The sequence below is a fragment of the Pseudomonas sp. GW822-FHT04C11 genome, assembly GCF_058800905.1.
In genome coordinates this window covers 1-25,284 of record NZ_JBXAMS010000009.1, presented here as the reverse complement: position 1 = coordinate 25,284, position 25,284 = coordinate 1, and the positions used below count along the sequence as shown (strand labels likewise).

Annotated in this window: 28 protein-coding genes and 1 riboswitch; of the genes, 9 read left to right on the top strand and 19 right to left on the bottom strand. The window is 59.5% G+C overall.

What is annotated here, in order from left to right; translation table 11 throughout:
• The first annotated feature begins 860 nt into the window (after positions 1-860).
• The 3 genes from AC1RJ3_RS16335 to AC1RJ3_RS16325 all read left to right on the top strand — a co-directional run bounded on the left by AC1RJ3_RS16335 (position 861) and on the right by AC1RJ3_RS16325 (position 3,263).
• Positions 861-1,085 (top strand): hypothetical protein, encoded by a 225-nt coding sequence (locus AC1RJ3_RS16335; RefSeq protein WP_007898912.1) that lies wholly within the window; start codon positions 861-863, stop codon positions 1,083-1,085.
• A gap of 278 nt (positions 1,086-1,363) precedes the next feature.
• A complete protein-coding gene (locus tag AC1RJ3_RS16330; RefSeq protein ID WP_019693082.1) occupies positions 1,364-1,846 on the top strand; it encodes a hypothetical protein in 483 nt (160 codons plus the stop codon).
• 145 nt (positions 1,847-1,991) lie between these two features.
• A complete protein-coding gene (locus AC1RJ3_RS16325; RefSeq protein ID WP_493079514.1) occupies positions 1,992-3,263 on the top strand; it encodes an OmpP1/FadL family transporter in 1,272 nt (423 codons plus the stop codon).
• A gap of 87 nt (positions 3,264-3,350) precedes the next feature.
• On the opposite strand, the gene AC1RJ3_RS16320 is transcribed toward AC1RJ3_RS16325, so the two are convergent.
• The 13 genes from AC1RJ3_RS16320 to cobO all read right to left on the bottom strand — a co-directional run bounded on the left by AC1RJ3_RS16320 (position 3,351) and on the right by cobO (position 14,065).
• Positions 3,351-3,473, bottom strand: coding sequence for a hypothetical protein (locus AC1RJ3_RS16320; RefSeq protein WP_256585315.1), 123 nt, complete (start codon positions 3,471-3,473; stop codon positions 3,351-3,353).
• Positions 3,470-4,669, bottom strand: coding sequence for an MFS transporter (locus AC1RJ3_RS16315; RefSeq protein WP_177474923.1), 1,200 nt, complete (start codon positions 4,667-4,669; stop codon positions 3,470-3,472). The genes AC1RJ3_RS16320 and AC1RJ3_RS16315 overlap by 4 nt, the downstream gene beginning before the upstream one ends.
• Positions 4,670-4,755: 86 nt before the next feature.
• On the bottom strand, positions 4,756-5,160 hold the full coding sequence (locus AC1RJ3_RS16310) for a MarR family winged helix-turn-helix transcriptional regulator (RefSeq protein ID WP_493079513.1): 405 nt from the start codon (positions 5,158-5,160) through the stop codon (positions 4,756-4,758).
• 82 nt (positions 5,161-5,242) lie between these two features.
• Positions 5,243-5,974 carry an adenosylcobinamide-GDP ribazoletransferase gene (locus AC1RJ3_RS16305; protein ID WP_347927733.1) on the bottom strand — a complete coding sequence of 244 codons (732 nt, stop codon included), beginning with the start codon at positions 5,972-5,974 and terminating at the stop codon, positions 5,243-5,245.
• Between the two features lie 2 nt (positions 5,975-5,976).
• Entirely contained in the window at positions 5,977-6,552 is a 576-nt protein-coding gene (gene cobC, locus AC1RJ3_RS16300; protein WP_054593548.1) for an alpha-ribazole phosphatase family protein, read from the bottom strand.
• Positions 6,549-7,604: a nicotinate-nucleotide--dimethylbenzimidazole phosphoribosyltransferase gene (cobT, locus tag AC1RJ3_RS16295; RefSeq protein ID WP_054593549.1), complete on the bottom strand. Its 1,056-nt coding sequence runs from the start codon at positions 7,602-7,604 to the stop codon at positions 6,549-6,551. Before cobT ends, cobC begins: the two co-directional genes overlap by 4 nt.
• Positions 7,601-8,122, bottom strand: a complete 522-nt coding sequence (gene cobU, locus AC1RJ3_RS16290) for a bifunctional adenosylcobinamide kinase/adenosylcobinamide-phosphate guanylyltransferase (protein ID WP_054593550.1) — start codon at positions 8,120-8,122, stop codon at positions 7,601-7,603. The genes cobT and cobU overlap by 4 nt, the downstream gene beginning before the upstream one ends.
• Before the next feature lie 12 nt (positions 8,123-8,134).
• Positions 8,135-9,586 carry a cobyric acid synthase gene (locus AC1RJ3_RS16285; protein WP_493079512.1) on the bottom strand — a complete coding sequence of 484 codons (1,452 nt, stop codon included), beginning with the start codon at positions 9,584-9,586 and terminating at the stop codon, positions 8,135-8,137.
• Positions 9,583-10,575 (bottom strand): threonine-phosphate decarboxylase CobD, encoded by a 993-nt coding sequence (gene cobD / locus AC1RJ3_RS16280; protein WP_493079511.1) that lies wholly within the window; start codon positions 10,573-10,575, stop codon positions 9,583-9,585. The genes AC1RJ3_RS16285 and cobD overlap by 4 nt, the downstream gene beginning before the upstream one ends.
• A complete protein-coding gene (gene cbiB / locus AC1RJ3_RS16275) occupies positions 10,568-11,476 on the bottom strand; it encodes an adenosylcobinamide-phosphate synthase CbiB (protein WP_493079510.1) in 909 nt (302 codons plus the stop codon). The genes cobD and cbiB overlap by 8 nt, the downstream gene beginning before the upstream one ends.
• Positions 11,473-12,123: a 5,6-dimethylbenzimidazole synthase gene (gene bluB, locus AC1RJ3_RS16270; protein WP_493079509.1), complete on the bottom strand. Its 651-nt coding sequence runs from the start codon at positions 12,121-12,123 to the stop codon at positions 11,473-11,475. The genes cbiB and bluB overlap by 4 nt, the downstream gene beginning before the upstream one ends.
• Positions 12,120-13,457 carry a cobyrinic acid a,c-diamide synthase CobB gene (locus AC1RJ3_RS16265; RefSeq protein ID WP_493079508.1) on the bottom strand — a complete coding sequence of 446 codons (1,338 nt, stop codon included), beginning with the start codon at positions 13,455-13,457 and terminating at the stop codon, positions 12,120-12,122. The genes bluB and AC1RJ3_RS16265 overlap by 4 nt, the downstream gene beginning before the upstream one ends.
• Positions 13,454-14,065: a cob(I)yrinic acid a,c-diamide adenosyltransferase gene (gene cobO, locus AC1RJ3_RS16260; protein WP_054593556.1), complete on the bottom strand. Its 612-nt coding sequence runs from the start codon at positions 14,063-14,065 to the stop codon at positions 13,454-13,456. Before cobO ends, AC1RJ3_RS16265 begins: the two co-directional genes overlap by 4 nt.
• An 82-nt stretch (positions 14,066-14,147) precedes the next feature.
• Positions 14,148-14,382, bottom strand: a riboswitch (cobalamin riboswitch).
• A gap of 157 nt (positions 14,383-14,539) precedes the next feature.
• On the opposite strand from cobO, the gene AC1RJ3_RS16255 reads away from it, so the two are divergent.
• Positions 14,540-15,124: a hypothetical protein gene (locus AC1RJ3_RS16255; RefSeq protein WP_054593557.1), complete on the top strand. Its 585-nt coding sequence runs from the start codon at positions 14,540-14,542 to the stop codon at positions 15,122-15,124.
• Positions 15,125-15,189: 65 nt separating this feature from the next.
• Positions 15,190-16,503 (top strand): PQQ-dependent sugar dehydrogenase, encoded by a 1,314-nt coding sequence (locus AC1RJ3_RS16250; RefSeq protein ID WP_347927739.1) that lies wholly within the window; start codon positions 15,190-15,192, stop codon positions 16,501-16,503.
• Between the two features lie 79 nt (positions 16,504-16,582).
• On the opposite strand, the gene AC1RJ3_RS16245 is transcribed toward AC1RJ3_RS16250, so the two are convergent.
• The 6 genes from AC1RJ3_RS16245 to AC1RJ3_RS16220 form a co-directional block, all read right to left on the bottom strand.
• Entirely contained in the window at positions 16,583-17,245 is a 663-nt protein-coding gene (locus AC1RJ3_RS16245) for an O-methyltransferase (RefSeq protein WP_347927740.1), read from the bottom strand.
• Positions 17,246-17,260: 15 nt separating this feature from the next.
• Positions 17,261-17,794, bottom strand: a complete 534-nt coding sequence (locus AC1RJ3_RS16240; protein WP_054593559.1) for a C40 family peptidase — start codon at positions 17,792-17,794, stop codon at positions 17,261-17,263.
• A 165-nt stretch (positions 17,795-17,959) separates the two neighbouring features.
• Positions 17,960-18,583: a C40 family peptidase gene (locus AC1RJ3_RS16235; protein WP_054593560.1), complete on the bottom strand. Its 624-nt coding sequence runs from the start codon at positions 18,581-18,583 to the stop codon at positions 17,960-17,962.
• 213 nt (positions 18,584-18,796) lie between these two features.
• Complete coding sequence (gene hda / locus AC1RJ3_RS16230; protein ID WP_008033543.1) at positions 18,797-19,501, bottom strand: DnaA regulatory inactivator Hda; 705 nt, start codon at positions 19,499-19,501, stop codon at positions 18,797-18,799.
• A gap of 232 nt (positions 19,502-19,733) precedes the next feature.
• Positions 19,734-20,804: an AI-2E family transporter gene (locus AC1RJ3_RS16225; protein WP_347927741.1), complete on the bottom strand. Its 1,071-nt coding sequence runs from the start codon at positions 20,802-20,804 to the stop codon at positions 19,734-19,736.
• Positions 20,805-20,839: 35 nt separating this feature from the next.
• The gene (locus AC1RJ3_RS16220) at positions 20,840-21,889 is read right to left on the bottom strand and encodes a DUF2066 domain-containing protein (protein WP_347927742.1); all 1,050 of its coding nucleotides are present in this window, start codon (positions 21,887-21,889) and stop codon (positions 20,840-20,842) included.
• A 385-nt stretch (positions 21,890-22,274) separates the two neighbouring features.
• Here AC1RJ3_RS16220 and purM point away from each other — a divergent pair, with 385 nt between their 5' ends.
• From purM to AC1RJ3_RS16200, 4 genes are all read left to right on the top strand, one after another.
• Positions 22,275-23,333, top strand: coding sequence for a phosphoribosylformylglycinamidine cyclo-ligase (gene purM, locus AC1RJ3_RS16215; RefSeq protein ID WP_145020505.1), 1,059 nt, complete (start codon positions 22,275-22,277; stop codon positions 23,331-23,333).
• Positions 23,334-23,344: 11 nt separating this feature from the next.
• On the top strand, positions 23,345-23,995 hold the full coding sequence (purN, locus tag AC1RJ3_RS16210) for a phosphoribosylglycinamide formyltransferase (protein WP_493079580.1): 651 nt from the start codon (positions 23,345-23,347) through the stop codon (positions 23,993-23,995).
• Between the two features lie 8 nt (positions 23,996-24,003).
• Positions 24,004-24,717 (top strand): DUF3108 domain-containing protein, encoded by a 714-nt coding sequence (locus AC1RJ3_RS16205; RefSeq protein WP_054593564.1) that lies wholly within the window; start codon positions 24,004-24,006, stop codon positions 24,715-24,717.
• Between the two features lie 267 nt (positions 24,718-24,984).
• Complete coding sequence (locus AC1RJ3_RS16200) at positions 24,985-25,173, top strand: hypothetical protein (RefSeq protein WP_054593565.1); 189 nt, start codon at positions 24,985-24,987, stop codon at positions 25,171-25,173.
• The last annotated feature ends 111 nt before the right edge of the window (positions 25,174-25,284 follow it).

Sequence of the window (25,284 nt, the reverse complement as noted above, 5' to 3'; positions counted from 1 at the left end):
AAGCCCTGTGGAATGGGGCTCGCAGTCAAACTGACGATTTTTTCACCAGTAAAAAAAAGCGATGTTTTTCATTGACTTAAATTTCCATTACAGGCACCCACTGCGCTTGAAGGTGAAATGACAACGGGGTGACAGCCCACGCAACTAATGTGCACAAGTCCCTTCGAGGTGGTTATATCACCGCCCTTTTTTCGTGCGTTTTGCAGTCAATCAGTCACAACGAGCCTCACTGTACCTGCGTTTCAAGCGAGGTGATGGCTCATGCCACTGGACGCCCGGTGACCCAATTGTGTGCTTTACTGTTGCCGCGACGTTTTACCCCCGACGGCAGATGCTCCAGGCACGGCAATTCCCCGCCAGCGAGCAGAGCGATTTAAGCGTCAGTAAAAGTTTTTTGCCTAACACACTTCCTTTCTCGAATTCAATCCGTTACTATCCGCGGCGTTAGTACCAAGCTGAAAGTCAATTCTGGTCGAACAACTCCTGCGGTATACCTTCCCTAAAGAGAAGCCTCTACCGACATCACGGGACCGACCACCTCGATGGTTTCCAGGTAATGCTTGCGACAACACTGCCTTTGAATTGAAAGCAAAGGGTGTTGCGAAGCTCACTTACTCTGACCGAACCAACCTGCAAATTGATCAGGATCTTCACCCCGGGCCCAGAACCTTTGCCCTTGATGTGTTGCCTGCCCTCCTAAGTACCTACCTGCCGGCCCAAGCGCGCAAAAATCATAGCGCTTCAACTGGCTGCTTTGTTCCAGTCGGGTTCTTCGTTCGATCAATGGTGATCGTCGTTACTGGAACGTTTTAACGTTGCACGGTTCTTATCCGTGTCATTTGTAGGAACACCCAATAACCATGTCTACTCAAATCCACACTCAGGATGCCATCCGCACCCTAACCAACGCTTTTGCTCCAATGAACTGCCTGATCATGGCTGCTCGCAAAGGCTGCTTCAGCTTCACCCTGGTCAATGAACACGGCATCGCTCGTCACAGCGAACGCCTGTACCCCGATCAATACTCCAGCGCCGAGCCGCTGCAGGCCGTGATCGAGCGTACCCGTCAGGCACTGGTTGCCTGAAACACCAGAAAAGCTGAAAACATCAAAAGCCCTGCTTAAAAAGCAGGGCTTTTTATTGCCTGATATTTCTCCACACGCTGTATCGGCTTAAGTACCAAGCGATATAACGGTTATAACTCGGCACCGGAAATATTTTAAAAACAGGCCTTTACGGCACGAATATGACACTACACTTCAACTCAAGCGGCTTGATCCGCTTCCGGCGATCCTGAGTCGATCCACCGCTGCCAAGCCCCACCCGTCAGGAATCGCCGCCCACTTCACGTTTCGAGGGCTTTATGGGTATCGCCGCCAGCGAACTGTGCCGTTATGTGATCCGTCCGACGCTGATTTACCTCGGACGCCACAGCACGATTGCCGAATCCCTGCTACTGGGTGTTGCAGCCAGTCAGTCCGCTCTTGGTTCCGCCCTGCATGACCGCCGCGGGCATGGCCTGTACCGGATTGCCGAACCTCGTCACCAGGCGCTTTGGGATCACTATCTGGCGCTGGACCCGGAACGCGCCAGCCTGGTTCGCGGCCTCGCCAGCCAACATGCATTTCTCAGCGGTCCGCACCTCGAACTGACCGTCAACCTGCGTTATGCCACCGCCATCGCCTGGCTATTAATAGAAGAACAGAATACCCCGCTCCCCGAAGCCGATGACCTGCTGGGCATGGCCCGAATCTGGCGCCAGACCTTCCAGCCACAAGGTCGTCTGCGTGACTTCACCTGCGCCTGGCAAACCTGTGTATCACCGCTGAATCAGATCGCCTGTTAACCGGGCAATTTGCAAGATCGCGTATATAGACGCGATTTTGGTCTGATTGTCCTACAAAAGCGCTCTATCTCAAGCCATACAGCCTATAGCGCTGAAACGAAAATGTTGGTAATTTTCGCTCCGGTGATCACCAGGAGTTCTAATAATGAAAAAAGTAATGCTCAAAACCACCCTTTGCCTTGCCGTTGCCTTGGCATCCACCCAGATCTTTGCAAGTGGCTTTGCCCTCAACGAACAGAGCATCAGTGGGATGGGGACTGGTTTTGCGGGACGCTCTTCGTCCGCTGAGGACGCAAGTACTGTATTTGGCAACCCTGCCGGCATGTCGCGGATCAAGCGCCAGGAAGTCACTGGCGGGCTGGCAGCTATCGACGCTTCGAGCGATATCAAAGACGCCCACGGCGCCCATCCGGGTACCAACAAGGGCGACATGGTGCCATTCACAGCCGTTCCGATGGGCTATTACGTCAAACCGATCGATGATCACTGGGCATTTGGCCTCGGTGTCTATGCACCTTTTGGTCTGATTACCAACTATGAAAGTGGCTTCCAGGGCGGCGGCTTCGGCAGCAAGAGCGAAGTCAAGGTTGTGACCTTCCAACCTACCGTCAGCTATGCCTTCAACGACAGAGTATCGATCGGCTTCGGCCCGACCATTAACCGTATTGGCGGCACTCTCGAGTCGGATGTACCTCTTTTTGGCGATACCCACGTCAAGATCAAAGGCGACGATACCGCTCTGGGCTATAACTTCGGGGTTCTGGTACAAGCCACCGACACGACTCGCCTCGGCCTGACTTATCACTCGAAAGTGAATTACAAGCTCGAAGGTCATACCGATATCACCGCAGGCGCCAACGCTCCTTCCGCCTTCCTGCAAAGCAATCGATACGACGCTTCGCTGAAAATCGAAACGCCTGAATCGGTCGATTTCTCCGTGACGCAACAACTGACAGATGCGTGGACCCTGTATGCAGGTTCCACCTGGACCCGCTGGAGCCGCCTGAAAAACATCACCGTCAATAACGAAGGCGTCACTGCGGCACAGGGCGGTGTATTGTCCCCAGCCTTGTTCGGCACCATTACGGAAGAGCAGAACTGGCACAATACCTGGGCCTACGCCATCGGTACTTCCTACAAGCTGAACAAGCAGTGGGTATTGCGTACCGGCCTGACCTTTGACCAATCGCCGACCAACAATACTGACCGTTCACCACGCATTCCTACCGGTGACCGCACTATCTTCAGCCTTGGCGCTGGCTACAACGTCACCGATGATCTGACCATCGACGTCGCCTACTCCTACCTCAAGGAAGAAGCTGTCACAGTGAATCACTCCAACGCAGTAGACAGTTACAGCGCCAAATATGAAAACAGCTCCAATGGTTTTGGTGTCGGCGCGACCTACCGCTTCTGATTCACGGCGAGCCTGAACAGCCCATCGGCTGACTTGAAAAAGCCCCGCTCTCTTGCACAGAGGCGGGGCTTTTTAGTGGGCGCTGACTCAGCAAGCACCCATACCGAGTTGCATCAGCGCCAACCCTCCCTGATGCCAGCCCCACCAGGCCAGCGCCAACAACAGCGCGCCAGCACCGACAGCGGCGAACCAGGCGGCGATCCTGCTCATGCCGCACTCACCTGAGCTTGCAAGCGTGCCACGGGACGCTCGCGTACAGGCCAGTTCAAGACTGCCGCCAACAGACTGAGGAGAATCGCCACCTGCCAGATCAAGTCATAGTTGCCTGTTCGGTCATAAACCACCCCACCCAGCCAGCCGCCAAGGAACGAGCCCAACTGGTGAAAGAGGAAAACGATACCACCGAGCATAGAGAGGTTTCGTACACCAAATAGCGTCGCTACCGTGCCGTTGGTCAAAGGCACTGTCGACAACCAGAGAAACCCCATGGCCATACCGAACAGATAAGCACTGGTCTGCGTCACAGGAGCCCAGATGAACAAACTGATCACCACCGCACGCAACAGGTAGAGCCCCGTCAACAGACGCGGTTTGGACATGCGCCCGCCGAGCCAGCCGGCGGTGTAAGTACCGAAGATATTGAACAGGCCAATCAACGCCAGCACCGTGGTACCGACGCTGGCAGGCAGATGCTGGTCGACCAGATAGGCCGGCAAATGCACGCCGATAAACACCACCTGGAAACCACAGACAAAAAAGCCGAACGCCAACAGCCAGAAGCCCGAGTGCGAACACGCCTCGCGCAGGGCCTCGGACAGGGTTTGCTCATGACCGAGCACGGGCAGCGGTTTGTCCTTGAGCATGCTGACTAGTGGCACAATCAGTGCCACCAGCATTCCCAGCACCAGCAGCGCGGTTGACCAACCGAGCCAGCCGATCAACCCCAGCGTGCCCGGTAACATGGCGAACTGGCCGAAGGAACCGGCAGCACTGGCGATCCCCATGCCCATGCTGCGTTTCTCCGGCGGCAAGGCACGCCCCACCACGCCAAGAATCACCGAGAACGAGGTGCCGGACAGACCAAGACCGATCAACAAGCCAGCGCTCAACGACAGCGACAAGGCCGAATCGGACAAGCCCATGAACACCAAACCCACCGCGTACAGAACACCACCGACCAGCACCACTTTCGCCGCGCCGAAACGGTCCGCCAAGGCCCCGGTGAATGGCTGCGCCAGCCCCCAGATCAGGTTCTGCAGGGCGATGGCGAAGGCGAACACTTCCCGCCCCCAGCCGAACTGCGCACTCATCGGCGGCAAAAACAGCCCGAAGCCATGCCTCACGCCAAGCGACAGCGCAAGAATCAGTGCGCTTCCAAGTAGAACCCAACCGCTGGCACGCCACATCGATGTCATTCTTATTCTCCGTTAACGGGTATATACCCGCTTAAGTTCGCTCAAATTCGGGCTTACGCTTGAAAAGGCCCGCTGCCTCAGGCGAGCTCATCCAGCAAGGCCAGCAGGGTTGCGCGTTTCTCTGCGCCCAGACGATCAATCAGCCGCTTCTGCGCCGCTTCCCAGGCCGGCAAGGCCGCCGCCAGGCGTTCACGCCCGGTTTCGGTCAGTTGCACGATGCGATTGCGCTGATCTTCACCCTCGACCAGCATCACCAACCCCTCCCCCTCGAGCACCCGCAGATTACGCCCCAGCGTGCTGCGATCCAGGCCCATGGCTTCCGCCAAGGTGGAAATGCTCGGTTGATCGAGGCGCTGCAAATTGCACAGCAAGGAATACTGCGCAACGTTGATTCCGAAGCCGTCGAGGGCGCCGTCGTAATGCCTGCTGACGCCACGGGCGGCGCGACGCAGGTTGGTGCATAAACATTGAGAGGCTAGCATGGTGCGTGTATATACCCGCGATAAAGTTAAAGCAAGTTCGATTATCAAACAGCCGTTAGGTCGTGCACGTTGACGGTGACTCTCAGACCAGCGCCAAACCCACCAGCACCGCTGTTTCCAGCAGCTCCAGCAACGCCCCGGCCGTATCGCCGGTGGTCCCGCCCAGACGCCGCAACATCACCTGGCGCAACCAGAAGAACATCAGAGCCGCCAGCACCAGTGCAACAACACCGCTCCAGCCGCCGATCAGCACGCACGCCAGCGCGCTGAGCAACAACACCTGCTGACCGGTCTTGCGCGGCAGATGATCGGCCAGCGCCTGTCCCAGGCCACCGGCGCGTACATACGGCGTGTTCAGGAACACCCCCAGCAAGGCACTGCGACCGATCAATGGTGCAAGGATCAACCCGGCCATGGAGTGCTGTTCAATCAACGCCAGTAACGCCGTGAACTTGAGCAACAGCACCAACACCAGCGTCACTACCGCGATCGGCCCACTGCGCGGGTCCTTCATGATGCTCAAGGTGCGCTCGCGATCACCAAAACCACCAAGCCAGGCGTCGGCGCTGTCGGCCAGACCGTCGAGGTGCAAACCACCGCTGAGCATCACCCAGACACTCAACAGCAACGCCGCATGCAACAACGCCGGCGTACCGAGCAACAGCCCATTCAGCGCCCACAACAGCCCGCCAAACAGCAGCCCCACCAATGGATAAAACAGCAACGAGCGCCCAAGCTCCTGAGGCGTCGGCATGCCTGGCAGACGAATCGGCAAGCTGCTGAGAAACTGCAAGGCGATCCAGAACGGCAACATGTTCACCCCTCTTCCCTGAGCACGGCATCAGCCTCGACGCGCAACGAAAACAGCGCGCCATGACCGACTTCAACGTTGAGCAATTGCTCGCGCGGTAATCCGCGTGCGCGGGCCAGCAACAGGCGCATGACCCCACCGTGACTGATCAGCAACACCCGCTCGCCGGCATAGGCCTGATGCAAGCGCTCGACGGCCGCCAGCACCCGCGCGGAAAACGCAGTCACCGGTTCACCTTCCGGCGGCGTGAACCCGTAGGGATCGGCCCAAAACCTGCCTAACGCTTCGGCGTCGGTTTCCATCAACGCTGCCGCGCTCTGCCCTTCCCAGGCGCCGAAGTGCAGCTCTTGCAGATCCTTGTCCAGCACCACCGGCAAACCCAACCGCTCGGCCAACTCTTCGGCAAAACGTGCGCAACGTTGCAGCGGCGAGCAGACCAGGCGATCCCATGGGCCTTGATCAATCACCGCCGCGCGCATCTGCTCCCAACCTTTGGCGGTCAGCGCGTCATCCAGGCTGCCGCGTAAACCGCCACCGAGTTCGGTTTCACCGTGACGCAGCAGATCCAGACGCAACGTCATGCCGGGCGATCGGCCACGGCCGCTTCAGCGAAGGTCGCCATTTGCCCGTGCAGGTCGCAGGCCAGACGCAGCAATGGCACTGCCACTGCGGCACCGCTGCCCTCACCCAGACGCAGGCCGAGATCCAGCAAAGGTTCAGCGTTCAGTGTTTCCAATACATGCCGATGGCCCGGTTCAGCCCCGCGATGACCAAACAGCAACCACTCGCGGCATGCCGGATTCAGGCGCACCGCGACCAATGCTGCAACACTGCAAATAAAGCCATCGACCAGCACCGCCAAGCCTTCTTGAGCGCAGGCCAGATAAGCGCCTACCAACGCAGCGATTTCAAAACCGCCGAGGTTGAACAATGTCTGCAACACGTTGCCACGCTGAGCAGCATGCAATGCCAGCGCGCGTTCAATCACCTGGGCTTTATGGCTGACACCCGCCGCGCTCAAACCGGTGCCTGGCCCAGTCAGATGAGCCACCGGACAATCGAGCAATGCACAGGCCACAGCGCTGGCGGCGGTGGTATTGCCGATGCCCATCTCGCCACCGATAAACAGCTCGGAGCCTTCAGCAATCGCCCGCAGCACGCTGTCACGGCCGGCCTGCAAGGCTTGCTCGCCCTGGATTTGCGTCATCGCCGGACCGTGCACGAAGTTCGCAGTGCCTGGACCGATGTGCAGATGACGCACGCCCAGCAAACTCAACGAAGGCGTGACAGTGCCGAGGTCGACCACTTCCAGCCGCGCCTCAAGCTGCCGCGCCAATACGCTGATCGCCGCGCCACCGCTGACGAAGTTGTGCAGCATCTGCCCGGTGACTTCCTGCGGGAACGCCGAAACACCTTCGGCGACCACGCCGTGATCACCGGCAAAAATCGCAATCCACAGCTGATTCAGGCTTGGCTTGACCCGGCCCTGCAACCCGGCCAGTTGCACCGCCACTGACTCCAGCTGCCCGAGGGAGCCCGCCGGTTTGGTCAGTTGCTGCTGTCGGGCCGCCGCTTGCTCATGCGTTTGCGCATTGATCGGCTTGCACGGGTTCAACCACCAGGAATGAGTCATAACGCAGTACCTTTCAAAGTCAGGGGCAGGCCGGCGACGGTCAACACGACACGCTGACAGCGCTCAGCCAGGGCTTGATGCAACCAACCGGCTTCATCGACATAGCGGCGAGTCAATTCGCCCAGCGGTACGACACCCAGACCGGTCTCGTTGCTGACAAAAACAATTTCTCCCGGCAGCGATGCCAGACACTCCAGCAGGGCTTCACGCTCATGCGCCAAACGCTCGGGATCTTCAAGCATCAGCAGATTGGTCAGCCACAAGGTCAGGCAATCCACCAGTAAACAACGCTCGGCACTGGCGTTTTCGCGTAGCACACGGGCCAGTTCCAGCGGCTCTTCAATCAGCGCCCATTCAGGCGGACGGCGCTCGCGATGATGGGCCACGCGGGCATTCATTTCGCCATCCAGCGGCTGGCTGGTGGCAATGTACGTCACCGCCAGAGCGCTTTCGCTGGCGAGCTTTTCAGCCAGACGGCTTTTACCGGAGCGGGCGCCGCCGAGGATCAGTTGCAACATGATTGAAATCCCTTAGAGCCCACAAAGTTCGCGTAAATAGCCCGTATCAAGATGCTTTTCCACCAAATCCGCCAACCGCTCGATATCGCGCTCGCGCAAGGCGTGGTAATCGACTTCCTGTACGTCCTGCAAACCGGCCCAGCGCAACAGCGCGCTGCATGCCGCCGGGGACTCGAACAGGCCGTGCAAATACGTGCCGAGCACCTGTCCGTCAGCACTTCGAGCTCCATCGTTGCGACCGTCATCCAGCAACACCGCCGCCTGCTCCAAAGCACTACCGGTGGTAACCCCGGCGTGAATTTCATAACCGCTGACTTCAGCGTTTTCCAACGCCAGATGTCCGCGCACATTGCGCAGCTGCTTCTCTTCTTCGAGTACGGTTTCGAAAGCCAGCAAACCAAGACCAGTACTGGAGCCCGCCGCGCCTTCCAACCCCAGCGGGTCGTGCACGTGCTCGCCGAGCATTTGCAGGCCACCACATATGCCGAGCAACTTGCCGCCGTACCGCAAATGGCGGGTAATCGCCGCATCCCAACCGTTGGCGCGCAAGTAGTGCAGGTCGCTGCGCACGCTCTTCGAGCCCGGCAGGATGATCAGGTCGGCAGGCGGAATCGGCTGACCTGGCCCGATGAATTGCAGATCGACCTGCGGATGCAGACGCAGTGGATCGAAGTCGGTGTGGTTGCTGATTCGCGGTAACACCGGCACCACCACGTTGAGCACCTGCTCGGCCTTATCGGCCTGGCGCTGATCGATGCCGTCTTCGGCTTCCAGATGCAAATCCATGACATACGGCAGCACGCCGATCACCGGTTTGCCGGTGCGTTCTTCCAGCCAGTCGAGGCCTGGCTGCAGCAAGGCGATATCGCCGCGAAAACGGTTGATGATGAAGCCTTTGACCCGCGCCTGCTCACTGGCTGACAGCAACTCCAGCGTGCCCACCAAATGCGCGAATACCCCGCCGCGATTGATGTCGGCGATCAGCACCACCGGACAATCCACCGCTTCGGCGAACCCCATGTTGGCAATGTCGCCGGCACGCAAATTGATCTCGGCCGGGGAACCCGCGCCTTCGACCATCACCACCGGATAGGCTGCACTCAAGCGTTCGTGAGAGGCGAGTACCGCTTGCATGGCGATGGCTTTGTAGTCGTGATAGGCGACTGCGTTCATGGTGGTCACGGCACGTCCGTGAATGATCACTTGCGCGCCGGTATCGCTATTGGGCTTGAGCAGCACCGGGTTCATGTCGGTGTGTGGCTCAAGGTTGGCCGCCTGGGCCTGCACAGCTTGAGCGCGGCCGATTTCGCCGCCGTCGGCGGTTACCGCACTGTTGAGCGCCATGTTCTGCGGCTTGAACGGCACCACGCGAACCCCCTGGCGCGTCAGCCAACGGCACAACGCGGTTACCAGGGTACTTTTGCCGGCGTCCGAGGTGGTGCCCTGCACCATCAACGTGGTCATGAGGTTTCCTCGGTGTAGGCTTCAAAAGCGTGCTCGAGGCGCTGCCAATCGGCTTCATCGGCCGGCAAGCCGAACCGCAGGCTGCTGTTGTGGGTGAACAGGCGCAGCAAGATGCCGCGTCGGGCCATGAATTCGTGCAGATGCTCTGCGTGATCGGTGATCAACCACTGAAACAACGCGCAACCACCGTGCGGCTTAAAGCCGTGACGTTCGAGGACTTCAGCCAGACGCTGACTCGCTTCTTCACTGCGCAGACGCTGGCGAGCATGACCTTGGGTGTCACGCAAACAGACCTGACCCAATACCCGGGTCGGCCCGCTGACCGCCCAAGGACCGACCTGCTCGGCGAGCAGTTTGAGCAACTTGCGCTCAGCCAGCACAAAACCCAATCGCACCCCGGCCAAGCCGAAAAACTTGCCGAACGAACGCAAGACGATCAAGCCAACCTGATCGGCATAAGACGACAGGCTCAACTGCGGGGTGTTGTCCATGAAGGCTTCGTCGACCACCAGCCAGCCACCGCGCTGCGCCAGCCGTGCATGCCAGTCGAGCAGACGTTCCGGGGTCAGGCTCAGGCCGGTGGGATTGTTCGGGTTAACCACTACCAGCACGTCGAGGCTATCGAGGAAAAAGTCGACTTCCTGCTCCAGCACTTCACGCACGACGTAGCCATTGCGACGCCAGGCCTCAGCGTGCTCGGCATAACAGGGCGAGAGCACGCCGACTTTACCGGCGCGACGCAGGCGTGGCAGCAACTGGATAGCCGCCTGGGAGCCCGCGACCGGCAGCACCTGCGAGGCGCCATAGTACTCGCGTGCAGCCTGCTCCAGGCCGTCATCGGTTTCCGGCAAGCGTGCCCAGGCCCGTAACGGGATGTCCGGGATTGCCCACGGCCAAGGTGCCAGACCGCTGGACAAGTCGAGCCAATCGGCTTCGGCGATGCCGTACCGCAACGCCGCCTTGCGCAAGCGGCCACCGTGCTCAAGCATAAATCTCGGCTCCCACACAGAGGATCAGCAACCAAAGCCATACCCCACGCTGAACCAGCTGCCAGCCGCGATCGATGGAGTTGGCGTCTGCCGGCACACCTTCGCCCAGCTGTGGACGCTGATGCAGTTCACCGTGATAGATCGCCGCCCCGCCCAACTCGACGCCCAGAGCGCCCGCACCAGCAGCCATCACCGGCCCGGCGTTCGGGCTGTCCCAGGTCGGCCCCTGCGTGCGCCAGCATTTGAGTGCCAAACGGGTTTTACCCAGCAGTGCGTAGGTCAACGCCACCAGACGCGCCGGAATATAGTTGAGCACATCGTCGATTTTCGCCGCCGCCCAGCCGAAGCGTTCAAAGCGCTCGTTGCGATAACCCCACATGGCGTCCAGGGTATTGCTCAGTCGATAGAGCACCACGCCCGGCGCACCCGCGACGACAAACCAGAACAGCGCGGCGAATACCGCGTCGCTGCCATTTTCCAGAACCGATTCGGTGGCGGCACGGGCCACTTCGGTCGAGTCCAGCTCACTGGTCTGACGACTGACCAGATAACCGACACGCTTGCGTGCTTCATCCAGATCGTCGCTGCGCAGGGCCTGAGCCACCGGCTCGACATGCTCACCGAGGCTGCGCAGACCGAGAGCGCAATACAACGCGAGAATCTCGACGACCCAGCCGATGTAAGGCAACCAGGACAATGCCGTGATCAACAGGGTCAGCGGCAGCACCGCCATCACCCAGGCTGTGACGCCATGACTGCGCCAGCCACGGCCGGCAGAGTTGAAACGTTGCTCGACACGATCGGCAAAACGGCCGAACGCCACCAGCGGATGCCAGCGCTTGGGTTCGCCCAGCAGCGCATCCAGCGCTACGCCGGCGACACTCAGCAACGCCACACTCATTGACTCACTCCCCAAAAATTCTCGTACAACATTTCACTTAGCGGACGCGCCTGCGCCCAGCCTTCAAGGACCAACATTGGCGCCGGGTAAAATTCCTTGACCGGTCCCAGGCACAACACCGCCAGCGGCTTGGCCCCCGGCGGCAGGCCGAGCAGATCGGCCAAGGCTTGCGGTTCGAACAACGAGACCCAGCCCATGCCCAGACCTTCGGCACGGGACGCCAGCCAAAGATTCTGGATCGCGCAGGACAACGACGCCATGTCCATTTCCGGCAAAGTCCGACGGCCAAAGATATGCCGCTCGCGATCATCCATCAGCGCGGCGACCAGTACTTCGGCGCAGTCGTTGATGCCTTCGACTTTCAGCTTCATGAAGTCATCGGAGCGTTCGCCCAGCGCCTCGGCGGTGCGTACTCGCTCCTCTTCCACCAGTTGCTGGATCCTGCCGCGTAACGCTCGGTCGCTGATGCGGATGAACCGCCAAGGCTGCATCAAACCGACACTCGGCGCCCGATGCGCCGCTTCGAGCAACCGCCGAAGCAGTTCGGGCTCGACGCTGCCGCCACTGAAGTGACGCATGTCGCGACGCTCGGCAATCGCGCGATACACCGCTTCGCGTTCGGCCTCGGAAAATGCGTTGTCGGTCATGGCCGCTTCGCGGGCGAGCCCGCCTCTACAAGATTCAGGTCTGGCGCAAACAGCGCGGCGATCGCCGATGGATTGGACGGGAAATAAAAGTGCACATAAGACGCCGTCATCCGCCCGTCACGGTAAACCGCCTCGGCACCGCGCCCGCCGTTAGGGCTCAGGCCGCGAGCGATCGGCTCAAGCTCGGTGCTGGTCAATGAATGGTGGTACGTGTGGCCGCGCAACGCGCCTTCAGGTAATTCGACCGCTTGCAGGGCCAACGCGGCCAGACGCTTTTGCATCACCGCATCACCGGCCAGCAGCCCCAGCAACTCAGCGCGCGTGCCATCGACATCGGTCAGTGAGTCGAGCAAATAGAGCATGCCGCCGCATTCGGCCAGCAACGGCTTGCCAGCGGCGTGGTGTGCGCGAATCGCATCGAGCATTGTGCGGTTTTCAGCCAACGCCACGTGGTGCAATTCCGGATAACCACCGGGCAGATACAAGCTGTCCGCTTCAGGCAGTTCACGGTCATGGATCGGCGAGAAGAATCGCAACTCGGCGCCCATCGCCCGCAACAAGTCGAGGCTCGCGCCATACGTGAAGGCAAACGCTTCATCGCGAGCCACCGCGATTCGCACAGCGGCCAACAATGGCTCGGCGGTAATCACGTCAGGCGCAGCGAACTCGACGGCAGGCGGCAATGCCACTTCGCAGCTGCTGGCCAACGCCTCGGCCGCAGCGTCGAGGCGCAGATCGAGGTCATTCAATTCACTGGCCTGGACCAGCCCCAAGTGACGGCTAGGCAATTCGATTCCGGTTTCCCGGGACAAGGCGCCGTACCAGCGCAAGCCTTCAGTGAGGCTGCCTTCGAGCAATTGCGCGTGACGCAAGGTGCCGACGCGGTTGGCCAAGACACCAGCAAACGGCAAGTCCGGCTGATAACGTGCGAGCCCCAACGCCAGCGCGCCGAAGGTCTGAGCCATGGCGGTGCCATCGATCACGCCCAGCACCGGCACACCGAAATGCCGCGCCAGATCGGCGCTGGACGGCGTGCCATCGAACAACCCCATCACGCCTTCGATCAAAATCAGATCAGCCTCAGCGGCGGCTTCCCACAACAGCCGACGACTTTCCTGCTCGCCGACCATCCACATGTCCAGTTGATACACCGGCGCACCGCTGGCGCGCTCGAGAATCATCGGATCGAGAAAGTCCGGACCGCATTTGAACACCCGGACCTTGCGCCCCTGATTGCGATGCAAACGGGCCAGCGCCGCGGTGACAGTGGTCTTGCCCTGACCGGAAGCCGGCGCGGCAATCAGTACCGCCGGGCAAAAACGCGGCTCACTCACAGCTCAACGCCTTTCTGCGCTTTGATCCCGGCCTGGAAAGCATGCTTGATCATGCCCATTTCGGTAACGGTGTCCGCCAGTTCGATCATTTCCGGCTTGGCACCACGACCCGTGACTACCACGTGTTGCATCGGCGGACGCGCCTGCAAGTCGCTGAGCACCTGATCAAGGTCCAGATAACCGTGCTTGAGGGCGATATTCAGTTCATCGAGCACCACCAGACCAATGGCCGGGTCACGCAGCAATTCGCGGGAGACGTCCCATGCGGCCTCGGCGGCGGCGATATCGCGCTGGCGATCCTGGGTTTCCCAGGTGAAACCTTCGCCCATCACGTGGAAGCGCACTTGTTCCGGGAACCGCCGGAAGAACAGCTCCTCGCCGGTACTGCTGCGCCCCTTGATGAACTGCACCACGCCGCACTGCATGCCGTGGCCCATCGCCCGGGCGAGCATGCCGAACGCAGAACTGCTTTTGCCCTTGCCGTTGCCGGACAGGACCAGCAGCAAGCCGCATTCATTCGGCGAGTTGGCAATGCGCTCATCGATCACGGCTTTCTTGCGCAGCATGCGTGCCAGATGGCGTTCGTCACGATCGGGGGAATCAGTCATGGGGGGAGCTCTCCGTTGAGGCTGGATAACGGCGGGCAGGCATAGAAATAGACGGCAAGAAGCCTGGCATCGCCCACCGTGATGCCGCTGGATGGATCAGGCCGGTCTCCGGGCTCATAAGCGGCTGACGCCTGACTGCGCGCCTTCCCATATCGACCTTCGACACAGTGGCTCAAAGCGCAGCTTTTACTCATTTACCGTTGCGGGGGCAGCGCCGGGATCGTCGCCCGCTCTGTCAAAGAACGCGCCCTCACCGGCTTCCCTGTTTCACTCGGTCGACCACAGGGTCACAGAGCACCTGAAACAAGTCGCGAAGGTTAGAGGGTTGGGGGTGGAGCGTCAATTAAAGCCGGGGGCTCATCAATGGATAGAAACCGATCCCGATCAATAAACTGGCGCCAATCTTGTGCCACACTGAAAGCGGTGATATCAAAGAGCCACAACCTTACATTACAAGAACAAAGAGGGGGCAACATGCAAGGCATGATCATCAGTAACCCGAAGCTGGAATTCCTGCGCCCGGTACTGGAACGCTGGTTCGAGTGCATCGACCGTTACAACGCGGTACGCGGCGATAACGAAAGCCCTTACTGGTTTGACGAACGCGCCAACCTGAGCCTGCTTTCAGCGGCGGCGTGGATGGCAGAAATGGTCACCCTTGAACAGACTCCGACAAAAAAGCAGATCGAGGAAGGCGAGCGTAATGGCCGCGCCGACCTGTTTATCGCCAGTGGAGAAGAACGCGCCTACCTTCAAGCCACGCAACGCTGGCCGCGAGTCAACAACCTGAATCTGACCCAGGCCTTGCTCGATGTCGTGAGCGATGCGAAAAAAATCAGCTACGCCAGCGACCTGAAGCTCGGCTGCCTGTTCGTCGCCCCACAAAAAGCCCAGCACAGCCCTACGCCGGAAGAACTCCAGGACATGGTCGACGATCTGCAAAAGGAACACACCTGCGCAGTGGCCTGGTACTTTCCCTACGCCTATCGCAAATTGCACAACGAAGCCGGCAACTACCATCCGGGCATCGCGGTATTGCTCAAAGAGGCCCGCGGCTGACAGGTTGAACCTTCCATCGATCAGGTTCCTCTATGATGAGGTGATGCATTCATAGGGAAATCAGCATGCTCAAGCCTCGATTCGTCCTTGTTATCGCCATCGCCGGAGGGCTCGCCGCCTGCGGGGAGTCCGCCACCTTGCCAGTGTCGGACGGCACGGGCCCATCGCCCAAGCTGCCGGAACCGCACAAGACGCTGATCCCGACAGTGAACATCGCACCGGCGGTCGGCTGGCCAACGGGCGCAAAGCCGATTGCCGCGCCAGGCACTCAGGTGGCGGCATTTGCCGAAGGACTTGATCATCCACGCTGGCTCTATGTACTGCCCAACGGCGACGTGTTGGTGGCTGAAACCAATGCGCCACCCAAGCCCGACGACAGCAAAGGCATTCGCGGCTGGGTCATGGGCAAAGTCATGGGCCGCGCCGGGGCTGGCGTACCAAGCGCGAACCGGATCACCCTGCTGCGTGACAAGGATCACAACGGCGTCGCTGAAACCCGCACGACCTTCATCGAGAACCTCAACTCGCCGTTCGGCATGACCCTGGTCGGCAACGACCTGTACGTCGCCGACACTGACCGCCTGCTGCGCTTTCACTATGAAAGCGGTGAAACGTCCATCACCGCCAAACCGGTGAACGTCATCGACCTGCCCGGCGGCACGCTGAATCATCACTGGACCAAAAACGTCATCGCCAGCAAGGACGGCAGCAAGCTCTACGTCACGGTCGGCTCCAACAGCAACGCTGGTGAAAATGGCCTGGAGCAGGAAGAAGGACGTGCAGCGATCTGGGAAGTCGATCGCGCTACCGGCAACCATCGGATTTTCGCCTCCGGCCTGCGCAATCCCAACGGCATGGACTGGGAACCGCGCAGTGGAAAACTCTGGACCGCCGTCAACGAACGGGACGAAATCGGCAGCGACCTGGTGCCGGACTACATCACCTCGGTCAAGGACGGCGGCTTCTACGGCTGGCCATTCAGTTACTACGGCCAGCACATCGACGCGCGCGTCACACCGCAAAACCCGGACCTCGTCGCCAGGGCCATCGCCCCGGACTACGCGGTTGGACCGCATACCGCTTCGCTGGGCCTGACCTTCGCCGAAGGCAGCAAGCTGCCAGCTCCGTTCACTGAAGGCGCATTTATCGGCCAGCATGGTTCCTGGAACCGCAAACCACATAGTGGCTACAAAGTCATCTTCGTGCCGTTCAGCGCTGGCAAGCCGGCAGCGCAACCGGTCGACGTGCTGACGGGGTTTCTCAACAAGAATGAAGAAGCCATGGGTCGCCCGGTGGGCGTAGTGATCGATAAACAGGGTGACTTGCTGGTGGCCGATGACGTGGGGAACAAGATCTGGCGCGTGTCAGCCGCCAAATAACAACACGGACTTGCAGGAGCCTGGCTTGCCAGCGATTACGGCTTACCTGACACACCGCCATCGCGAGCAAGCTCGGCTCCTACAGCTTGCGGCACAGCGTCAAACCATCGCCCAATGGCAACAACGACAGATCGACACGCGAGTCGTCCTTCAAGGCGCGATTGAGTGCCTGGATGGCTCGGGTGTCTTCGCTCGCGGGATTTTCTTCCAGTACTCGCCCACTCCACAGTGTGTTGTCGAATACCGCCAGCCCACCACTTCGCAGCAGCCGCAAAGCGCTTTCCAGATAAGCCGGATAGTTGGCCTTGTCGGCATCGATGAAGATCAGATCGAAGCAACCGCCCTGTCCTTGCTGCTCAAGTTGAGCCAGGGTTTGCAACGCGGGGGCCAAACGCAAATCGATGCGCCCAGCGAGCCCAGCCTCTTGCCAGTAACGGCGCGCAGTGGCGTTGTAGTCTCCGGGAATGTCACAGCAGATCAACGAACCGTCATCCGGCAAGGCGGCCGCCATGCACAAGGCGCTGTAACCGGTGAAGGTGCCGACTTCAAGCAAGCGCCTGGCGCCCGTCAGCTTGACCAGCAAGGCGAGGAACTGACCTTGCTCGGGCGCCACCTGCCAGCGCGCCATGGGCAGTGCCTGGGTTTCGTCACGCAAGCGGCGTTGCAGCGGCGTTTCGCGCAGGGAAACGTCGAGCAGGTAGTTATAAAGGGAATCGTCGAGATTGAGTGTGCGAGCGGTCATGACAACCTCTGCGAACTAGAAATTGTGCGCCAGATGCTCAGGCTCGATAACACGCTTGGCGCTCAGGTAGGCTCTCTGCCAATAGGCCTTGGACAAACTGTCGAGCTTCACCGTACCACCCGTGGCGGGTGCATGCACGAAGCGACCTTCACCGACGTAGATCCCGGCGTGACTGACTTGCGAGCCGCCATTGGTGGCGAAGAAGATCAGGTCACCGGTTTGCAGAGCCTCCAGGCCAACGTTCGGCGCCTGCATGCCGATCATCTCGCGAGTTGAACGTGGCAGGGAAATACCCGCTGCATCGCGGTAGACGTAACCGATCAGGCCGCTGCAATCGAAACCTGAATCCGGTGTATTGCCACCCCAACGATAAGGCGTGCCGACCAGACCCAGCGCGCGAATCAGCACGTCTTCAGCGGCAGGCGAGAACGATTGGGCGGGAGCGAAAACCGGGGCGCGAACGACTTTGACAGGCGGCGGAGTGCGGCTGGCGCAGGCGCTGAGCAGCGCTGCGAAGAAGATGAGTACAAGGCGGGCCGACATCGTCATATACAGAACATCCTGATCTGGCTGCGGCTTTCTCTGCCGAGAGGCTGAAAACAAAACCGCGTAAGCAGGGCTTACGCGGTTAGTTAGTCAACAATAGATCAGGATTCTAGCGGCTACGCGCCAAACTTCAAGTAAGACTTTAAGTTAGCCTTACAAAAAGTTCGTTTACTTGCGTGCCGTGACTGTCGTTGGTGCCATGGCGAGTGCTCGCTTGGCCTCAATGAAGGTCTTGCTCCAGTAGCTGTCGCCCAGGTTATCGACCCGAACACCACCGCTGCGGCGGCTGCTGGAATGGATGAACTGGTCATCACCCAGGTAGATCCCGGCGTGACTGACGCGACCGCGACGACCATTGGTGGCGAAGAACAGCAAGTCGCCAGGCTTCAGGTTGTTGCGCGAAACCAATGGCGCATTCACGTTGATCATTTCGCGAGTGGAGCGCGGCAGGTTCATGCCAGCCTCTTCACGAAACAGATAACCGATGAAACCGCTGCAATCGAAACCGGCTTCAGAGGTGCCGCCCATGCGGTAACGGGTACCGACCAGGGACAGGCCACGCTCAAGGATGCTGTCGGCCAGAACCGGAAGCTGGTAAGGCTTGCTGCTGGCAAAGTCAGCCAGTTCTTTTTCGGTAGCCAGCTCTTCCTGATAAATAACGGAAGACTGGGCAGTCGCTGAATTTTTAATCTGCTGATCGTTTTGTTGTTGCGAGACCGGGGAATGAACCGCGCAACCAAAAAGCAGGGTGACAAGTGCGAGAGGCACGAGGGGTGCGAAGCGATTTAGCATGGGCACGACCGTGGCTGAAGTTTTAAAGATGGCGAGACTATGCCTTCTATCGTCCTCATTTGCAAATTCAATCGATCCAAATGTGACTTATCGGTTTCTCGTTAACATCTAAGCGCTTAAGCCCATTTTAAATCTGCACGCGCCGCGAATACCCTTCCGGAAGCGGGTTTCCTGACGCCTGAAAGATGCCGAAACGCGCTACAGGCCGCGGTTTTACCAGCCCAGGGTTTCTTTGAGGAAGGGGATCGTCAGCTTGCGCTGAGCCTGCAAGGAGGCCTGATCGAGGCGCTCAAGGAGCTCGAACAACGCGCTCATGCTGCGTGTACCGCGCGTCAAAATAAAATGCCCGACTTCGTCGGTCAGGTGCAGGCCGCGACGTGACGCGCGCAATTGCAGCGCACGCAACTTGTCTTCATCAGACAGCGGCCGCATCTGAAAAATCAGTGCCAGGGTCAAGCGGGACTTGAGGTCAGCCAGTTTTACCGGCAACTCGCGTGGCGAGGTCGAAGCGGCGATCAGCAGACGCCGACCACTGTCTCGCAGGCGATTGAACAGATGGAACAACGCCTCTTCCCAGTCAGCCCGCCCTGCGACTGCCTGCAAGTCATCCAGGCAGACCAGCTCGTACTGTTCAAGGTTGTCGAGGATTTCGATACCGCGATCCAGCAACTCGGCCAACGGCAGGTACACCGCCGGCTCCCCCAACTGCTCGAAGCGCAAGCACGCGGCTTGCAGCAAGTGCGTACGCCCTACGCCGTCCTTGCCCCAGAGATAGATCAGGCTTTCGGTCCAGCCGGCGTCGGCTTCGCACAGCCGCTCGACATAGCCGAGTGCAGCGGCATTGGCGCCAGGGTAGTAGTTGATAAAGGTAGCGTCATCACGCAGACGCACACCTAGGGGCAGCTGAATCGGTTTCATGCTGACTGAACAGTTCAAACGAACCGTTAGTGGCCTCTGTGTAAAGTTTGCAAAGTTTATACCCGTGACGCCAGCCGCACAATGCAGCAGACCATAAGCAAAATCAAAGGTTTGCGTTAACTTGCGGGGATCGCCGGGGTTTGTTTGACGGCGTATGTGACAGCCAGGAGAGTTTTACAGGCTCGCCCGGCAATACACCGGGCGTCCTTGAGCACTTAATCGACAGGGCTGATCAATCCGAATCGTCCACACCGCTATACATGCCAGAATCTTTATATAAATCATGCAGATGGCGAACAAGCACCATGATCACCGCCGCCACTGGCAACGCCAGCAGGATCCCGGTGAAACCGAACAGTTCTCCGCCCGCCAGAATCGCAAAGATCACCGCCACCGGGTGCAGGCCAATCCGGTCCCCCACCAACAACGGCGTCAGCACCATGCCTTCCAGTGCCTGACCGACCATGAACACCGCGACAATCCCGATCATCGGATACAGATCGCCACCAAACTGAAACAACCCGGCGATCAACGCCGCTCCGATCCCGATCACAAAGCCCATGTACGGCACGATTGCTGCCAGACCGGCAATCAGACCGATCAACAGCCCCAACTCCAGTCCGACCAGCATCAGGCCCGCCGCGTAGATCACACCCAACGCCAGCATCACCAGCAACTGCCCACGAACAAATGCGCCGAGCACCTCGTGACACTCACCCGCCAGCGAGACTACACGCTCTTCACGATCACGCGGCAACAGGCTGCGGATCTTCGCCATCATCAGGTCCCAGTCGCGCAACAGGTAAAAACTCACCACCGGGATCAACACCAGATTGGCCAGCCAACCGATCAATGCCAAACCCGATGCGGTGGCCTGGCTCAGCACGATCCCGACGATGTCAGTAGCCTGCCCCATGTGCTCGGTGATCGCGGCCTTGACCTTGTCGAACTTCCAGAACCCATTCGCCAACCCGAATTTCGATTGCGCCCAGGGCATCGCCGTGTGCTGCAACCAATCAAGCATTTGTGGCGCCAGCTCATACAAACGGAACAGCTGTTTGGCCAGCATTGGCACCAACACCAGCAACAACGTCATGACGACCAGGGTGAACAGCGCAAATACCGCAACCACACCCCAGGTTCGCGACAGGCCAAATTTCTCCAGGCGATCCACCAGCGGGTCGAACAGATAGGCCAGTAACAGCGCCACCAGGAACGGTGTAAGGATCGGATGCAACAGGTACACAAATGCGCACAGCAGGGCTATCCCACCAAGCCACACCCAACGCCGTGTATCGGCCATGAATCACTCCAGCTTCTATATAAGGAAAGAAAAATCTACCAACGAAAACTCAACTGCGCTTTGGGCGCGGGTGCCGGGGCGACCGCGGGTGCCACACCGATGACCGCAGGCTGAACCGGTGCAGGCGCAACGCCCGCCGGCACTTCTTGCAACTTCGCCAGACTCAATTGCGCTCGCAACTGATCGGCACTGCCGTTGACGCGATACACGATCCGGTCGCCATCGACACTTTGCAGGTGCGCACCAAACGGTTCCAGCAAGCGCCCCAACACCGCGTAACGCTCCAGGTTCATGCCTTGCACCTCAAGCACCTGCTCGGTGGACGCTCCCGGCCTGGCAACGAAACGCGGTGCCAGGCGCTGACTCACCGCCAGCAGAACCGCATCGGCCACGGCCGCACTGTCGGCTCCTTGCACGCTGCCTTGCTCGCGCTGGTCACCCAGCCATAAATGCCACTTGGCCTGCCACTGACCACCCTCTTCCCGCGCATGCACCGCCAACAGAGCGTCCGCGCCATAACGTTCAGAGATGCCATGCAGCGGCGCCGGATCATTGCCTTCCAGATGCGGCGCGGTGGCGACGATCTGCTCGTTCAGATCACCCAGTGGCAGGTGCAATGGCAGCCCCCGATGCTGTGCAGCACGCCGCAGCGGCGCGGCACTGGCCTGACCGTCGCCCACCAGGCTTGAGCCTTCGGTCGAATCGTTCAGCCACCAGCCGAGAATCGACGGCCGATTGGCACCCCACAAGGCCAAGCCTGCCTGACGCAGTGCCCGATCGGTGCTGACCGGATCGAAATCGACTTGCAGGCTTTCCGGCGGTCCGGCGTCGTAGCCATATCGGCTGATGATCTGCTGCGGGTCCTTGCGAATCGCCGCCAGCCCGGGGCTCTGTGTTGCCTTGGCATCACCGGTCAGACGCAGCACCAGGGTATCCAGCGCACGCTGGGTGGCCTGATCGCGCTCCTCCGGGGTCTGACTGCTGACCGGCTCGCGCACTTGATAGAGACCGTTAACGGTTTGGGCATGACTCGCCAGGCTGACCAACGACAAACAGCCCACAAACAGTAATTTACACAAACGCATGGAGGATTCCCGACGACAAAAAGCGGCTGGAACAGACCGCATGAACAGACTTGAGCAAGGCTGTGACCGCCGGCCTGCGCAAAACATTCACGCAATCGATGGAAGTTTTCACTCTGTCATAACGATAGCCGGTTAACGGCTATACCTTATACAGCCACGAGCGAGGTCACCAGCACGGGCATTTTCGGTTTTTTTAACACGATATGCCTCTGCCCGTCGGCCCGAGGATGGCCGCTGCCCCTCAAGCCTGATAAAATCGCGCGCCTTCGTAGACCGGCAACGGCTGGGTACTCTGAAATACTTGCGCGGCAATCGTGCCAGACGTATTTCAGCGCACTCGCCGAACTCGGTCGTTACCCCTGAATCCCCCCTAAAGGCCTGGATCATGAGCAAGCAACCCTCCCTGAGCTACAAGGACGCCGGTGTAGACATCGACGCCGGTGAAGCATTGGTCGAACGCATCAAGAGCGTCGCCAAGCGCACTGCGCGCCCGGAAGTCATGGGCGGCCTGGGCGGTTTCGGCGCCCTCTGCGAAATCCCGGCTGGCTACAAGCAGCCCGTGCTGGTATCCGGCACCGACGGCGTCGGCACCAAGCTGCGCCTGGCTCTGAACCTGAACAAGCACGACAGCATCGGCATCGACCTGGTTGCCATGTGCGTCAACGACCTGGTGGTCTGCGGTGCCGAACCGCTGTTCTTCCTCGACTACTACGCCACCGGCAAACTGAACGTCGACACCGCCGCTCAAGTCGTCACCGGCATCGGTGCTGGCTGCGAACTGTCCGGCTGCTCGCTAGTGGGCGGTGAAACCGCTGAAATGCCTGGCATGTACGAAGGCGAAGACTACGACCTGGCCGGCTTCTGCGTGGGCGTGGTCGAGAAGTCGGAAATCATCGACGGTTCGAAAGTTGCCGCTGGCGATGCCCTGCTCGCCCTGCCGTCTTCCGGCCCGCACTCCAACGGCTACTCGCTGATCCGCAAGATCATCGAAGTGTCGGGTGCAGACATCGAAAACATCCAGCTCGACGGCAAGCCGCTGACCGACCTGCTGATGGCGCCAACCCGTATCTACGTCAAGCCGCTGCTCAAGCTGATCAAAGACACCGGCGCAGTCAAGGCCATGGCCCACATCACCGGTGGCGGCCTGCTCGACAACATCCCGCGCGTCCTGCCAAAAGGCGCTCAGGCGGTGGTTGACGTAGCGAGCTGGACCCGTCCGGCCGTGTTCGACTGGCTGCAAGAGAAAGGCAACGTCGACGAAACCGAAATGCACCGTGTGCTGAACTGCGGCGTCGGCATGGTGATCTGCGTTGCCCAGGAGCACGTTGAAACCGCCCTGAACGTACTGCGTGAAGCCGGCGAGCAGCCTTGGGTCATCGGTCAGATTGCTACCGCTGCCGAAGGCGCGGCTCAGGTTGAACTGAAGAACCTCAAGGCGCATTGATGCAAGAGCAGATGTCCGCCACCTGTGATGTTGTGGTGCTGTTGTCCGGCTCCGGCAGTAACTTGCAGGCCTTGATCGACGACGCGCAGAACGCGGACAACCCTGCGCGCATTCGCGCGGTGATCTCGAACCGCGCTGATGCCTATGGCCTTCAGCGCGCCAGGGACGCGGGTATCGACACCCGCACCCTGGATCACAAGGCTTTCGAAGGTCGCGAGGCTTTCGATGCCGCCTTGATCGAATTGATCGACGCCTTCCAACCCAAGCTTGTGGTGCTGGCCGGATTCATGCGTATTCTCAGCGCTGATTTCGTCCGTCACTATCAGGGTCGCCTGCTCAATATCCATCCTTCGCTGCTACCCAAATACAAAGGGTTACACACTCATCAGCGAGCGCTGGAAGCCGGCGACACCGAACATGGCTGCAGCGTGCACTTCGTCACCGAGGAACTCGATGGCGGACCACTGGTCGTACAGGCAGTAATACCGGTAGAGTTGCACGATTCGCCGCAAAGTCTGGCGCAACGGGTTCACGCCCGCGAACACCAGATTTACCCGATGGCCGTACGCTGGTTTGCCGAGGGCCGACTGAGCCTTGGCGAACAAGGTGCTTTACTGGATGGTCAGTTACTCGCGGCCAGCGGTCACTTGATTCGAAACTAGGAGATTTTATGCGTCGCGCCCTGCTCTTCGCTTGTGCTCTGCTCGCCCTGCCCCTTGCGCAGGCGGCAGACCTTCAACCGTTCTCCGCCAGCTACACCGCCGACTGGAAGCAACTCCCGATGAGCGGTTCGGCCGAACGCAGCCTGTCGAAAAATGATAACGGCTCCTGGACCTTGAATTTCAAGGCCTCCATGCTGGTCGCCAGCCTGACCGAAGAAAGCACCCTGAAGCTGGACAAGGACGCCTTGCTGCCCCAGTCATATCGCTTCGAACGCGGCGGCCTGGGTAAAGCCAAGAAGGTCAATCTGGACTTCGACTGGACCACCAAGATGGTCACCGGCACTGATCGCGGCGATCCGGTCAAGGTACCGCTCAACACCGGCATGCTGGACAAGTCCACCTACCAACTGGCGCTGCAGCGCGATGTAGCCGCCGGCAAAAAAAGCATGAGCTACCAAGTGGTCGAAGGTGAAGACACCGACACCTACGACTTCCGCGTGATTGGCCAGGAGAAAGTCCAGACCAAAGCGGGCTCGGTCGATGCGATCAAGGTCGAACGTGTTCGCGACCCGACACAGAACAAACGCATCACCGAAATGTGGTTCGCCAAGGACTGGGGCTACATCCTGGTAGCCCTGCGCCAGGTCGAGACCGACGGCAAGGAGTACAACATCATGCTCCTCGACGGTACGGTTGACGGCAAGGCTGTCAAAGGCAGCTAAGCAAGCAGCTCGAAATGAAGAAGCCTCGCGATTGCGAGGCTTTTTTTCGCCTGTCGTTTTGTGTCCAAGCCCTTGGAAACATGAAACTTCTGTCATGAAACCCAACGCCCTGCGACCGAATGTCACGGCCTGCAAGGGCTGCGGGATTTTTTCAATTTCTGCAAAAGATCGTTACCGATCGCAGGTATTTACTTAGCAAGCTAACAAAACATATAACAAAGGCCTGCACACGCCTTGCTGCAGAACAATCGAGATTGGAGCCAGCAGATGACTGTAAAAGTAACTGAACGCGACGATTCACATAAATCCCACGAAGGCGTAGCCGCCGGCATCCGGATCTGGGACGTCTATCAACAAGACATGCTGGTGGGGATGTTCCACTCCGAGAGCGATGCCCACAGCTACAAGGCCGAACTGGAAAATCTGGAACAGCAACGAGACGCCCGTTCCGTGTAATGACCGCATTGAAAACGACAAACCCCGCCAATGAGCGCAATGCTGTTCACTTAAGCCGATGTTTCAGGCACAACCGCAGTTGTGGCGAGGGAGCTTGCTCCCGCTGGGGCG